Source organism: Pantoea sp. Pa-EAmG (genome assembly GCF_030024295.1).
Taxonomy (GTDB): Bacteria; Pseudomonadota; Gammaproteobacteria; order Enterobacterales; family Enterobacteriaceae; genus Pantoea; species Pantoea dispersa.
The window spans coordinates 1-13,231 of the sequence record NZ_JASEWO010000135.1 but is presented as its reverse complement, the minus strand read 5'-3'; the positions used below and the strand labels follow the sequence as shown (position 1 = coordinate 13,231).

Annotated in this window: 10 protein-coding genes and 1 pseudogene; 2 read left to right on the top strand and 9 right to left on the bottom strand. The window is 58.5% G+C overall.

Features of this window, described 5'->3' with window-relative positions; genetic code table 11:
• Window positions 1–263 (bottom strand): annotated as a pseudogene (locus QMM04_RS16500) (hypothetical protein); the annotation flags it as partial.
• A 375-nt stretch (window positions 264–638) separates the two neighbouring features.
• Here QMM04_RS16500 and QMM04_RS16495 point away from each other — a divergent pair.
• Window positions 639–1,148: an ATP-binding protein gene (locus QMM04_RS16495; protein ID WP_282996557.1), complete on the top strand. Its 510-nt coding sequence runs from the start codon at window positions 639–641 to the stop codon at window positions 1,146–1,148.
• A gap of 102 nt (window positions 1,149–1,250) precedes the next feature.
• On the opposite strand, the gene QMM04_RS16490 is transcribed toward QMM04_RS16495, so the two are convergent.
• From QMM04_RS16490 to ssuD, 8 genes are all read right to left on the bottom strand, one after another.
• Window positions 1,251–2,465 (bottom strand): acyl-CoA dehydrogenase family protein, encoded by a 1,215-nt coding sequence (locus QMM04_RS16490; RefSeq protein WP_125311067.1) that lies wholly within the window; start codon window positions 2,463–2,465, stop codon window positions 1,251–1,253.
• Window positions 2,466–2,468: 3 nt separating this feature from the next.
• Window positions 2,469–3,902, bottom strand: a complete 1,434-nt coding sequence (locus tag QMM04_RS16485; protein WP_150360132.1) for an MFS transporter — start codon at window positions 3,900–3,902, stop codon at window positions 2,469–2,471.
• A gap of 174 nt (window positions 3,903–4,076) precedes the next feature.
• Entirely contained in the window at window positions 4,077–4,952 is an 876-nt protein-coding gene (locus QMM04_RS16480) for a MetQ/NlpA family ABC transporter substrate-binding protein (protein ID WP_058770426.1), read from the bottom strand.
• The gene (locus QMM04_RS16475) at window positions 4,949–5,647 is read right to left on the bottom strand and encodes a methionine ABC transporter permease (RefSeq protein ID WP_058770425.1); all 699 of its coding nucleotides are present in this window, start codon (window positions 5,645–5,647) and stop codon (window positions 4,949–4,951) included. The genes QMM04_RS16480 and QMM04_RS16475 overlap by 4 nt, the downstream gene beginning before the upstream one ends.
• Window positions 5,644–6,663: a methionine ABC transporter ATP-binding protein gene (locus QMM04_RS16470; RefSeq protein ID WP_058770424.1), complete on the bottom strand. Its 1,020-nt coding sequence runs from the start codon at window positions 6,661–6,663 to the stop codon at window positions 5,644–5,646. Before QMM04_RS16470 ends, QMM04_RS16475 begins: the two co-directional genes overlap by 4 nt.
• Entirely contained in the window at window positions 6,660–8,054 is a 1,395-nt protein-coding gene (locus QMM04_RS16465; RefSeq protein WP_058780980.1) for an LLM class flavin-dependent oxidoreductase, read from the bottom strand. The genes QMM04_RS16470 and QMM04_RS16465 overlap by 4 nt, the downstream gene beginning before the upstream one ends.
• A 74-nt stretch (window positions 8,055–8,128) precedes the next feature.
• Window positions 8,129–9,535, bottom strand: a complete 1,407-nt coding sequence (locus tag QMM04_RS16460) for an FAD/NAD(P)-binding protein (RefSeq protein WP_282996556.1) — start codon at window positions 9,533–9,535, stop codon at window positions 8,129–8,131.
• Window positions 9,536–9,549: 14 nt separating this feature from the next.
• Window positions 9,550–10,725: an FMNH2-dependent alkanesulfonate monooxygenase gene (gene ssuD / locus QMM04_RS16455; RefSeq protein WP_150360130.1), complete on the bottom strand. Its 1,176-nt coding sequence runs from the start codon at window positions 10,723–10,725 to the stop codon at window positions 9,550–9,552.
• A 271-nt stretch (window positions 10,726–10,996) separates the two neighbouring features.
• Here ssuD and QMM04_RS16450 point away from each other — a divergent pair, with 271 nt between their 5' ends.
• Window positions 10,997–12,928 (top strand): sigma-54-dependent Fis family transcriptional regulator, encoded by a 1,932-nt coding sequence (locus tag QMM04_RS16450; protein ID WP_282996555.1) that lies wholly within the window; start codon window positions 10,997–10,999, stop codon window positions 12,926–12,928.
• Window positions 12,929–13,231: the final 303 nt, after the last annotated feature.

Sequence of the window (13,231 nt, the reverse complement as noted above, 5' to 3'; positions counted from 1 at the left end):
GATTCTGGCATTCCGATTTTTTTATTTCCTGACACAGGAATACCGAGAATAGCCAGACCAGCTGTAACCCGGCGCTCTAAAACTTTTTTATAACAGCCACTCGGCTGTTTTTCGTAAAATTGCAGGGCTGTATTGCCCTCAGATGCAGCACGAACCCTGGCTGCATCTGAACCTTTATAGTCTTCCAGAGAAGGCCTAAACCCAGCCGAACATCCACTTAACAACGTTACTATTATTCCCGTAATGACCAGTTTTCCATACATGCGCATCTCCTTACGTTTCTGTCGCTCCTGTTTTTATCGGCCTGTGGGTGTGAAATCTTTAACAGATATTAAGCCAGCCATCCGGGGATAATCTGTTCCTGAGATACCTGCCTGACACCTGAACAATGTCCGCTCCCGGCACCAAACGGCCCTCCCCCCTGCGAACTCCGCTATCAACAACACGCTGCCATCATAGCTAAAGCAAAGCATCAGGTGATTATTGAGACTTAACCTGTTAGTTTAAAACGATGAAAACTTACTCAGCCCTGTCTTCCGCAATCATTATTATCACCTTGCACGTTCAGGTGGGATAACGTTTGCCATTTTCCCGCCGGTAAGGCGGGCCTTACCGGTAATCAACCAGTGAGGTCAGCCATGAACACCACCGATGTCGCATCACCTGAAAAAGCCACGCTTCACCTGTTATGTGGAAAAATTGCGTCGGGTAAATCTACGTTATCCGCAAAATTAGGCGCTGCACCGCGCACTCTCATTATCAGTGAGGATCGCTGGCTTGCAGCGCTCTATGCCGATGAAATGCACACGGTCGCGGATTACGTGCAGTATTCCTCTAAGCTCAGAAATGCCATGAAACCGCATCTGGTGTCATTACTTAACGCGGGGATGTCGATAGTCCTGGATTTTCCGGCTAATACAGCCGCCAGTCGTGAATGGATGATGAGTATCATTAAGGCATCAGGTGCTGCTAACCAGATGCATTTACTTAACGTCCCTGATGAGGTGTGTAAGAGCCGATTACGTGCCCGTAACGCAGCAGGCACCCACGATTTTGCCGCTTCAGATGAACAGTTTGAAATCATAAGCCGTTATTTCTCAGCGCCAGCGGCTGATGAAGGTTTCAATATTATTGAATACCGCTCTTAAGCCGCCGGGTTGCGGCTTATGAGGTGCTAATTCCATGACGCAGCCGGATTCTGCGCCATTAAACGGCGCCCGATAACGGCGCCGTTTGCTCATCAAGGCTGGTTACCCCTCTCCCCTGCCGATTTGCCAGATGCCGGTTGGCGGCGTGCCGTTGACTTTCCAGTCACCGATGTCGCGCGCTTTGTAGATCACCGGATTATGCGACGAGACGGTGCGCGCATTGCGCCAGTGACGATCCAGCGCTTTGCTGACGCGCGTATCCGACGCGCCAAGCGCATTAAACAGTTCGGTGGCAGCACGCGGCACCAGCTCGCTGGCGATCACCTGCGCCTGTCCGGCCTCGGCTTCCGCCAGGTTGTTGATGGCGGCGATGGCCGCTTCATCGGCACTGACGTGCGCTTCATACGCTGATTGCAGTGAATGGGTTGCGCGAATCACCGTGGCTTCGACGGCAAATGCCAGACTGGTGATCTCGCCTACCACCTGCAGCACCTGCGCATCCTGCCGCGAGGCCGCTCCGTTGCCGTGACTGTAAACGCGGTTGCGTGCGGCAACGGCTGCCGCGCCGTCCCGCGCGACCGCGCGCGCAATGCCCGCCAGCGTCGCCAGCAACACGTGCTGGTAATACGCGGTCTGATAACGGAAGCGCGTGGCAAAATCATACACGTGCTGCGTCTCCACATGCGCGTGCTCGAAGCGCGTCGTGCCGCTGCCAGTCAGGCGCTGGCCAAATCCGTCCCAGTCATCTTCACGCGTGACGCCCGGCTGATGCGTATTCACCAGCGCGATCACGTCACCCTGATTGTCATCGCGACGCGCGTAAACATCTATCCAGTCGGCGAACAGCGCACCGGTGCTGTAAAACTTCTCGCCATTCAGCGTCCAGCCATTGGCGGCAGGCGTGACGCGGGTGATCACGTCGCCCAGCCTGACGTTGCCAATCTCCGTCCAGCCGCTGCCCACCAACTCGCCATCAACAAAACGGCGAAACCACGCATCGCGCTCCACATTGTCCGGCTGGTTGAGCCGGTCCTCGACAAACGCAAAGTGCGCGCGCAGCGCCTGCGGCAGGTTGGAATCCGCTTCCGCCAGCTCAATTAACAGCTGAAACAGCTGCGGCAGCGAGGCGCCCCAGCCACCTTTTTGCTGTGGAATACGCACCGTGCCAAAGCCGGCCTCCTTCAGCCACTGCAGTGGTTCATAAGGCAAGGTACGCGTACGCTCGCGTTCCGCTGCGCCCGCCGCGATGCGGGCAAACAGCGGTCGGAAGTGCGCCGCCAGCGTGTCATAGTCAGTACCGGTAGAGAGAATGCTCATGTTTTACTCCTGAGGGGAAAGGTCGTCGATGTCGTGGCGGGTCGGTTCGTGACGCACCGCCAGCAGGAAAAAGATCGGAATGATGGCGGCCAGCGATACCACCCAGAACATGTTGGTGCCGAGCGCCGCCTGCAGAATCGGCAGAATGAACAGCGCCAGCGCACTGCCGATGCCCGACAGCGCACGGCTAAAGCCGACGCCAGTCGCGCGAATCGAGGTGGGATACGAGAGCGCCGGATAGACCATCAGCTGCGCGCCCGGGCCAAAGCCTTCAGCGAACAGCCACAGCCCGAGCATCAGCACCGCGAACACGATGCCCACCAGCGCCTGCGGGTGGCCAATCAGTGCCAGCGCCACCAGCGCCAAAAACTGCAGCGCAAAGCCAGCGATCGCCACGTGGCGTGACGGATATTTCCACGCCAGGCGCATCCCCAGCAGCCCGCCGGTAAAGGCAAACAGCGCGTTCAGCCCCAGCGAAGCTGAGATGGTCTCGAACACACCGGCACCAAGAAATTGCGCCAGTATCGACGGCAGGAAGAAGGCGATGGCGGTGTACTCAAACGAAATACAGATATTCATTACGCCGGCAACGATGGTGCGTTCACGCCACGGCTTCTGGAACAGTACGCGAAAACTCACCTTCGGTGCCGCCGCCGCGGGTGGCGTTTCTGGTTCTGCTTCGTGTGCATGAATACCGTACGAATCACGCAGGATACGCACCGCCGAGGTCAGATCGCCCTGATTTGCGGCCCACAACGGTGATTCATTCATGAACTTACTGCGCACCGCGATGATCAACAGCGCAGGTATCGCGCCAAACAGCAGCGAGGCGCGCCACAGCCAGTCGAGATGATCTTTAGGCAGCAGAAAATAGAGGCCAAAAATCAGCAGGAAACACACAGTGGAAGCCGCATACCACATCGGGCACCAGGCCGCGAGCCGTGCGGCTTTGTTGCCTTTGCCGGCAAATTTAGAGAATTCCGCCAGATAAGACATCGCCACCGGCAGATCGATGCCCACGCCAATGCCCATCAGGAAGCGCGCGCCAATCAGCACCCAGACGTTGGGTGCTAAGCCCGCCGCAATCGCCGATACGACAAAAAACAGCATGTCGGCCATGAACACCGAATAGCGGCCGTACTTATCCGTCAGCCAGCCACCAATCAGGTTGCCGACGATGGTGCCGACCATGATGGATGAAGTGACCAGCCCGGTGGTGAACGGCGATAGCTGGAACTCGCGCACCACGTCATCGATGCCGTACGACAGTGTGGTCAGGTCGTAGGCGTCGAGGAACACGCCACCCAACGCGAGAAACACAATCATGCGCGCATAGTTGTTTTTGCTACTGCGGGTGTTGATCAGCCTTGCCACATCACTGACCGAACGTACCGGTTGCGAAGCCGGCAAGGTGTTTTCTAAAGGAAGAGTACTCATAACGCCTCACGTCTGTTTTTGTTGTGCAGGTGAGGTGGTTATAAGCGCTTTATGCAGGGAACCAAAGCAACAATATTTGCTATTAATTACAATATAATCAATAAGATAACAAAGACACCAACACTAAAACCCGGACGCGCAATGCGGGTCCGGGTAGCGTATTCGGCAGTAAAGTTATTCAGCAGAAACCGGCACCAGTACGCCTTTGACCAGCGGGTCATCGGTGGTTTTTAGCCACTGCTGTACGCGCGGATCGGCAAATGCCTGTCTGAGTTTGACGATGTTCTCCTGCTCCAGGTAAGGCGTACCGATCACCAGCTGCGAGGCAAAGGTGCGCGGCGCGGGCGGGAACAGAATGCCTTTGTCACGCGGGACTTTACCGGCGTCAAACTGCGACACATAACCAATCGCCGCATCGACCGAATTAAGCGCCCGCGGCATGGTCAGCAGATCCAGCTCTTTGAACACGAAACCGTGCGGATTACCGACAATGTTTTTCAGTTTGGCGGTGCGCGGTTCTACCGTTGGATCGAGGGTGATCAATCCCTGACGCGCCAGCAGCCAGAGCGCCTGGCCCTGATTCGCCCCATCGTCGGGCACCACAATGGTTGCGCCCTGCGGCAGATCCGCCACAGAGTGGTAGCGATCGGAGTAAATACCAAAGGCCCACTGGAACAGAGGCAGGCTGGAAGTGAGCTGGAAGCCGTTAGCATCGACCACCTGCTTCAGCCACCACTGATGCTGATAGACCGTCGCAGCATACTGCCCTTCTGCTACCGCACGGTCCGCCTGCACCGGATCCTGCACACCGACCGCCTCCAGCTTCAGGCCGTAGTCCGGCGCGATATGCTCACCCACATAGTCAATCAGCTTCTGTTCCCCGGCCATTGCCGGCTCATAATGCACTTTCAGCGTGGTGCCAAACACCACCGCCTGCGGCTGCTGGCTGCGCCACAACCAGCCAGCGACGGCCAGCAAAATGACCACTATAATCAGCAGCAGCCACGGCCAGCGGCGTGTTTTACGTAACTCAAATTCTTGTGTTGTCATAACGATGTCCCCTGAGGATGGCGCAAGGCCGCAACCAGCCGGTCGCCGAAAAATTGAATGGTCTGAATCAGTGCAATTAACACCACGATGGTGGCGATCATGATGTGGTTATCGAACCGCTGATAGCCATACACCACCGCCAGGTAGCCAATGCCGCCAGCGCCAATGGTGCCGGCGATGGCCGAGTACTCAATCATGGAGATCAGGTTGAGCGTGATGGCTGCGACAATCGCCGGCAGCGCTTCACTCAGCTGGGCGGAGCGGATGATCTGCCAGCGCGAACCGCCGCACACCAGCCCCACGGCGGTAACTTCTCCGGGCAGCTCGCGTAATGCGTTGTCGACCAGGCGGCCAAAGAAAGGAATCCCGGCGGCGATCATCGGTACCACCGCCGCCGGAATGCCGATAGTAGTGCCGGTGAGCCAGAAGGTAAACGGAATGATGGCCGCCATCAGCACCAGAAACGGTAACGAGCGCCCCATATTGACGATCCAGCTCAGCACCCGATGCACGCCGCGCTGCGGAAACAGTCCGCGCGGCGAGGTGTTAAACAGCACCACGCCAACCACGCCACCGAGGCTCACCACAAACAGCATCACAATGGCAACCATCAGCGCGGTTTCACCCAGCGCTGGCAGCATCAGTGCCGGAATTTCAGGCCAGGGCGTGTCCTGGCTTATCACGGATACGCTCATACCGCCTCCCGCAAGGGCGGCATGCTGACAGCAACGCTGGCCGCCAGGCCATACTGCTCCAGCTGCGTCAGCAACCGTGCCAGCGGCACCTGCTCCTGCTGAAAATGAATGCCCACCTGCAACCGTCCGGCCTGGATGCCATTGACCCGCTCGACATGCGCACCCAGCAGATCCACCTTTAAAGCGAACTGCTGGCTGATGCGCGAAATCCAGTCGCTGGCCACCGCGACATCGGTACGGTAGCTAAGCTGCAGCACCAGTCCGGCATCACTGACTTGTGCCGTCAGCGGCAGCAGCCGCTGGCCGAGCGCGCTGTCCGGCTGTGCCAGCAGCGCACTGACGGTGCCATACTGCACTATCTCTCCATCGCGAATCTCGGCAACCGCATCCGCCGCCTGACGTACGGCATCCATTTCATGGGTGATCAGCACGATTGCCAGCCGGTAGTCGTCACGCAGTTTTTTCAGCAGCTCAAGGATGGTGACCGTCGCTTCCGGATCGAGGCCGGAGGTGGCTTCGTCGGCCAGCAGTACAGAGGGACGCAGCGCCAGCGCGCGGGCAATACCGATGCGCTGCCGCTGCCCACCGGAGAGCTGGGTGGGAAAGGCGCTGGCTTTGTGGCTCAGTCCGACACTCTCCAGCAGCTCGCCGACGCGGGCGCGGATATCGCGCTCGACCACACCGAGATAGCGCAGCGGCAGCGCGATATTTTCCCAGGCACTTTTACGCTGCAGCAGCGCGGAAGACTGAAATACCGTGCCGATGGCGCGGCGCGCGCGGCGCAGCGCTTCGCCATCCAGCCGGGATAAGTCGCTGCCGTTAACCCGGATGCTGCCGCCGCTCGGCTGCTCCAGCAGGCTGATGCATTTCGCCAGCGTAGATTTTCCGGCACCGCTCGGTCCGACCACAGCGGTGATGCTGGCTTCCGGCACCTGCAGCGTGATGTTTTTCAGCACGTCGGTGACGCGACCGTCCGGCGCACGGTAGTGTTTACTCAGGCGCTCGATTTCGATCATATGACCTCCTGCTGCTGCGCGCTGCGTACGCGATAGCCAGCACCCGGATGCGGCGCACTGAGCTGCGGCCCGGCGGCAAACAGCTTTTCGCGTAGCGTGCCCGCGGCGTAATCCTGTTTGTAAACGCCGCGTTTTTGCAGCTCCGGAATCAGCAGCTCGACCACATCCTCAAAGGTTTCATGGGTCAGCGCATACGCCAGGTTGAAACCATCCACGTCAGTCTCTTCTACCCAGCTCTGCAGCTCATCCGCCACCGTTGCCGCACTACCCACCAGCAGCGGGCCAAAACCGCCGATGCCCACCCAGTCAGCCAGCGCTTTCACCGTCCATTGACGATCGGGATCGGCAGTAGAGAAGGTTTCAACCGCTGACTGAATGGCGTTGGTGTGCAGGTATTTCAGCACCTGGTCCGGCTGATATTGTCCAAAGTCGATGCCGGTCCAGCCAGAGACCAGCGCCAGCGCGCCTTCGTAGCTGACCCAGTTTTTATACTCCTGCCACTTCGCCTGTGCCGCCCGATCGGTTTCACCGACAATCACCGTCTGCAGGTTGAAGATCAAAATACTACGCGGATCGCGACCGGCTTCGGCTGCACGACGCCGGATATCGGCCACGGTTTTCTTTAACAGCACTTTGGACGGCGCGGCGACAAACACACATTCTGCGTGCTCAGCCGCAAACTGTTTGCCGCGGCTCGATGCACCGGCCTGATACAGCACTGGCGTGCGTTGCGGCGAGGGTTCACACAGGTGGATGCCCGGTACGTTAAAGAAGGTACCCTGATGGTTAATCGGATGGATTTTGCTGGGATCGCTGAAAATACGACGCTGACGATCGCGCAGCACCGCATCCTGCTCCCAGCTGCCTTCCAGCAGTTTATAGACCACCTGCAGGTACTCATCGGCATAGTCATAGCGGCTGTCATGATCGGTTTGCGCTTTATGACCAATGTTGCGCGCGCCGCTCTCCAGATAGGAGGTAACGATGTTCCAGCCAATGCGGCCTTTGGTCAGATGGTCCAGCGTCGACAAACGGCGCGCGAACGGATAAGGATGCTCAAACGACAGCGAGGCGGTTAAGCCGAAACCGAGGTGCTCTGTGACCAGCGCCATCGGCGTAATCAACGCCAGCGGATCGTTCACCGGCACCTGAGTGGCCTGGCGTATCGCCGCGTCACCGTTGCCGTTCAGCACATCGTAAATGCCGAGCACATCGGCAATGAACAGGCCGTCAAACTTGCCGCGCTCCAGCAGGCGCGCCAAATCAACCCAATATTCCAGATCTTTATACTGCCAGGAGCGGTCACGGGGATGGGCCCAGAGTCCGGGCGACTGGTGACCGACACAGTTCATATCAAAGGCATTCAGGCGTATTTCGCGTTGCGATGGCATAGCAATCTCCATAGCGAGGCCGTGATCGTGCAGCGACCCGGCGTTCGTCAGTTAATTTTCAGGATGTTGAGTATTCAGGAGGCGGAAGGGGGACATCGCTCAGCGTGAGCGACAGGCAATACCTTAAGAATTTCATCCGCTACGGCGGCCGCGTGATCGGCCACCTGCGGCAATCCCATCAGCTCGCCAAAGCGGGCGCGCGCCGCCGGGCCCACGACAAACAGGTTTGCGTTGGGCTGACCGTGCCGGTTGAGGGTGCGCGAGTGGTGATCCACATCAATGCCGAAGCCGAGCGCATCGGCGCGGATCAGGCCCTGCTCGCTGAGCGATTGCAGCAGCGGCTGGCTGGTCGTCAGCGCTTCATGTCCCGGTCCGGTCGTGACAATCAGTTTATCCAGCACATGGTTTTGCCGGGTGCCATCGCGCTGACGCAGGGTGATTTCCAGCTGCTGCGGATGAGCGTGAATCGCCACGAGGCGAGCGGCCAGTACCTGCAAGCTACCCTGCTGCTGTCGCCGGGCGATGACGGCGGCGACCTGTGGGGCAATGCGATAGCGATGCACATCCCACCATGAACGCAGATGACGCGCAAAGCGTCGCTGTTCAGGCAGCGGGAGTGACTGCCAGATGGCTTGTCCCTGCACACGCACCTCATCAAGCACACGCTGCCACGGCAGCTGCTGCGCGGCAGCGCGAGCGACTTCATCACGAATATGCCGCAGCCAGCGGCGCGCGCTGGGCTGAGATTGCGCGGCCACTGTCCACTCCGACCATTCGCCGCTGAGATTGGCGCGTGACAGTTGTCCGCGCCGTGAGAACGCCAGCAGCAGCCCCTGATGGTCACGCGTCGCCAGCGAAGCCACCACATCAGCCATGCTCAGGCCGGTGCCGACAATCGCCACCGATGCGTCAGGCTCAACGTTATCCAGCACGCCTGGCTGCCACGGGTTAGCAATCAGCGCCGGATGGTCGGCAAACGGCTGTAGCATACGTGGCAGCGACGGCGGTGGATGGCTGATCGCCAGCGCCAGGATGTCGCCAGTCAGGGTTTCACCGTTACTCAACAGCAGTTGTTGCCCTTCCCATGCCAGCGCACGCGCCTGAACGTGACGCAGAGTGACATGCGGATGCGCCTCAGCGGCGGCGACAAACTGCTGAGCCAGATAGCGGCCAAACAGCGCGCGCTGCGGATACACCGCGCCATCGGCACAGTGTGCTGCCGAATCCAGTGAACATTCCGGTTGCTGACGATACCAGCGATCAAAGGCGCCCTGCTCTTCTCCGTTGAGCTGCATACGCGCAGCCGGCACGTTGATGCGGTGTGCCGGTTCCAGCGTGGAATAGGCAACACCGGCGCCGAGGCTGGCGCGCGGTTCGACCACTGTAATCAGTAGCGGCGCGAGCGACGTGCGGGCAAGGTGAATTGCCAGCGCTGTGCCGCTGAAGCCCCCGCCGACAATAATGATGTGCGCTGTTGCCATCGCCTTCTCCTGCATCAGCTGGCGCTCGTCTGTTTCGCCGATGGGCGCTTATCGCCGCCGATGGTTTCACCAAACGGGCCAGTGTTAATGGTACGGGCGCGCTGCTGCTGACCGTGAGCCAGCGGTAACAGCGGCAGCAGCAATTCAGCCACGCGATGTGCCTCTTCCAGATGCGGATAGCCCGATAGAATGAAGTTAGTCACGCCGAGCGCATGGTATTCCCGGATGCGTTCAGCGACCTGCTGCGGGCTGCCCACCAGTGCCGTGCCGGCACCGCCGCGCACCAGTCCGACGCCTGCCCACAGATTCGGCGCAATGTAGAGATTATCGCGCGAACCGTTGTGCAGCGCACTCATGCGCGCCTGACCGGCGGAATCCATGCGGGCAAAAATCTTCTGCGCCTGAGCGATAGTGTCGTCATCCAGATGGGCAATCAGTTTATCCGCCGCCGCTCGGGCTTCTTCTTCGGTTTCACGCACAATCACATGCAGGCGGATACCGTATTCGAGTTTCCGGCCGCGTGACTCAGCGCGCTCACGCACGACCGCCAGTTTTTCTGCTACCTGCGCCGGTGGCTCTCCCCAGGTGAGATAGGTGTCAATCTGCTGCGCCGCCACGTCGATTGCTGCCTCCGATGAGCCACCAAAGTAGAGCGGTGGACCGTTTTCCTGCACCGGTGGAAACAGCACCTCAGCGCCTTCAACCTGAATATGCTCGCCCTGATAATCCACTTTTTCGCCGCGCATCAGCCGACTATACACATCCAGAAACTCGCGAGTCACTTCATAACGTTCGCTGTGGTTGAGGAAGATGCCGTCGCCTTTGTTCTCTACCGGATCGCCGCCGGTGACCACGTTAATCAGCAGACGGCCTTCCGACAGACGATCCAGCGTGGTAGCCATGCGCGCTGCCAGCGTGGGTGGCTGTAACCCTGGCCGTACGGCGACCAGATAGCGCAGCCGGCGCGTCATTGGTGCCAGCGCGGAAGCCACCAGCCAGGAATCCTCACAGCTTTTGCCTGTCGGAATGAGGACGCCGTAAAAGCCCAGATTGTCGGCGGCCAGCGCGACCTGCTGTAAATAGGCTAAATCAACCGGGCGTCCGCCTTCTGTGGTACCCAGGTAACGGCCATCGCCGTGCGTCGGCAGGAACCAGAAGACATTTATGCTCTCGTGCGCAGAATCGGCCATTATGCTTATCCTATATAACTTTATGAGAAAACGTTCATTCATTACTTTCTATTTGGTTATATAGGCGTAAGCGAAAAGCATGCCAGGTTTTAACGAAACAGAGATTGTGCATTTTCAGTCAGTTAGGCCATCAGAACGCGTAATGTCTGTTGCAATTGCAACGCAACGCCAACAGCATTTGCTGCATATGCAACTGCTTATGCTTTTTTCCTGCTGTTCATTGCCACTTACCGGGTTTAGCGTGATGGCAGACCTTTACAGGAGCCATCTCATGCTGACACCTTACAATCAACCGGATTCACCTCGCCTGGTCGACCCGGCATCGCTGGCTTTCCAGTCGCTGCTGGATAAATTCGCACCCACCGACGCCACGGTACTGATTGTGGGCGAAACCGGCACCGGCAAAGAGGTGGTCGCGCGGTATCTGCATCACCACAGTCCACGCCGGCATGCCCCGTTTCTGGCCGTCAACTGCGGCGCCCTGACAGAAAGCCTGGCAGAAGCTGAATTGTTTGGACATGAGAAAGGTGCCTTTACCGGCGCGACTCAGGCGCACCCTGGCTGGTTTGAAGCGGCGCAGGGCGGCACGCTGCTGCTGGATGAGATAGGTGAACTGAGCCTGCCGCTGCAGGTTAAACTGCTGCGCGTCCTTCAGGAGCGTGTGATCACGCGCGTCGGTTCACGCAAGGCCATCAAAATAGACGTGCGCGTTATCGCCGCAACCCATGTCGATCTGGCGCAGGCAATTCGCGAACGGCGTTTTCGTGAAGATCTGTTTTATCGTCTGAATATCGCCGTTGTTCCCCTGCCACCGCTGCGCCAGCGTCGCGAGGATATCCCGCTGCTGGCCCAGCATTTCCTTTCCCTGTATGCACGCCGCCTTGGCCGTCCGGCACGTCGCCTGTCGCCTGACGCGCTGGAAGCACTGCGCGACTACAGCTGGCCCGGCAATATTCGTGAGCTGGAGAATACGCTGCACAATGCGGTGCTGCTCAGTCGCGATGAGACATTAACGCCGACGCAGCTGCGGCTGGCAGGTTACAGTGAACGTGGATACAGCGAAACGGACGATTCGACGCTGGATAGTTTTCTGCGCCAGCAGATTACACGCGAACCGCAACAGCTGTTTGATCGGGTGATTCAGAGTCTGATCAGTAACGCACTGGAAATAGCGGACAACAATCAGACGCAGGCCGCCACGCTGCTGGGCATTAGCCGGCACACGCTGCGCACGCATCTGGCACAGATGGGCGTCATAAAAGGGCGGCGCAAGTCCGCCGTCATGGCCTTCGCACACGCCAGCGGGGCCGCGCGCCCTGAACGCGAGTTGCGTATCGGCTATCAGAAATTTGGCAATCTTGGCGTATTGAAAGCGCGTCAGACGCTGGAACAGTGCTTTAACCAGCAGGGTATCAGCGTGGTGTGGAGTGAGTTTCCTGCCGGTCCGCAACTGTTATATGCGCTGCAAAATAATGAGATTGATTTCGGCACCACCGGTGAGGTGCCGCCCATCTTCGCGCAGGCCAGCGGTAACGCCGTGACTTATATCGCCTGGGAGCCACCCGCGCCGGGCAGCGTCGGGATTGTGGTGCCACGCGACAGTACTATCCACAGCCTGGCAGATTTGCGGGGTAAGCGTATCTCGGTCAATAAAGGATCGAATGTTCACTGGCTGCTGTTACAGCTGCTGGAGGAAGCCGGCATCGGTCTGGATGAAATTAAAGTGGTGTACACGCCGCCGAAATATCCGCTCACAGCCAGCGATTATCTGGCCGTCGATGCCTGGATGATGTGGGATCCGCTGCTAAGTGCCGCAGAAAGCAACGCCGATTTGCGCGTGCTGGAGAAGGGCGAAGGCCGGGTGCACAACCACCAGTTTTATCTGGCGCGCCATGATTATGTGCAGCAGCATGACGATATCGTGCAGCAGCTTGTGACGAGCCTGCAGCAAACCGGGACCTTTATTGATAATCATCGCCATGAAGCCGCCACTATGCTGGCGCAGGAACTGGGGCTGGAGTTCGCAGCCGTGGAACGTGCCTTATCCCGACGCAGCCACCAGACGCGGGCCATGGTTTTCCACGTCATCAAAGAACAGCAAACTATCGCTGACCGCTTTTATGCGCTCGGTTTGATTCATAAACCGGTGCGCGTGCGTGATGCAGTGTGGCAGTCGCCCAGCCAGACGGCGCTTATGGCATAGGGGCTACAGTAAAAGTTATCCACGTTTTCTGTGGATAACACATTGAATATCGTCTGGCTAAATCCCCGTTTTCTCACGGCAGCATGAGGATTTACTGTGAAATTCGGGCGATTTCAGCCTGAAATCCTGCAGATAAAAACTCTTTTTTCAAACAGTTAGAGGTGAAATCGCCATGGCGAACGTCGCCTGATTCTGGCAGATTCCGTTAAGGATTCTCCCTGCTGGTTTCACTGTTGCTTTCGCATCCAGCAAAACTGGCCATTACCAAAGTCACACACGGCGAGGGCGCGGTTTCACCGTATT

What these genes read in the sequence shown, in the direction of transcription:
- QMM04_RS16495 (WP_282996557.1), top strand. Translation starts at nt 639, where the DNA reads ATGAACACCACCGATGTCGCATCACCTGAAAAAGCCACGCTTCACCTG.
- QMM04_RS16490 (WP_125311067.1), bottom strand. Translation starts at nt 2,465, where the DNA reads ATGAGCATTCTCTCTACCGGTACTGACTATGACACGCTGGCGGCGCAC.
- QMM04_RS16485 (WP_150360132.1), bottom strand. Translation starts at nt 3,902, where the DNA reads ATGAGTACTCTTCCTTTAGAAAACACCTTGCCGGCTTCGCAACCGGTA.
- QMM04_RS16480 (WP_058770426.1), bottom strand. Translation starts at nt 4,952, where the DNA reads ATGACAACACAAGAATTTGAGTTACGTAAAACACGCCGCTGGCCGTGG.
- QMM04_RS16475 (WP_058770425.1), bottom strand. Translation starts at nt 5,647, where the DNA reads ATGAGCGTATCCGTGATAAGCCAGGACACGCCCTGGCCTGAAATTCCG.
- QMM04_RS16470 (WP_058770424.1), bottom strand. Translation starts at nt 6,663, where the DNA reads ATGATCGAAATCGAGCGCCTGAGTAAACACTACCGTGCGCCGGACGGT.
- QMM04_RS16465 (WP_058780980.1), bottom strand. Translation starts at nt 8,054, where the DNA reads ATGCCATCGCAACGCGAAATACGCCTGAATGCCTTTGATATGAACTGT.
- QMM04_RS16460 (WP_282996556.1), bottom strand. Translation starts at nt 9,535, where the DNA reads ATGGCAACAGCGCACATCATTATTGTCGGCGGGGGCTTCAGCGGCACA.
- ssuD (WP_150360130.1), bottom strand. Translation starts at nt 10,725, where the DNA reads ATGGCCGATTCTGCGCACGAGAGCATAAATGTCTTCTGGTTCCTGCCG.
- QMM04_RS16450 (WP_282996555.1), top strand. Translation starts at nt 10,997, where the DNA reads ATGCTGACACCTTACAATCAACCGGATTCACCTCGCCTGGTCGACCCG.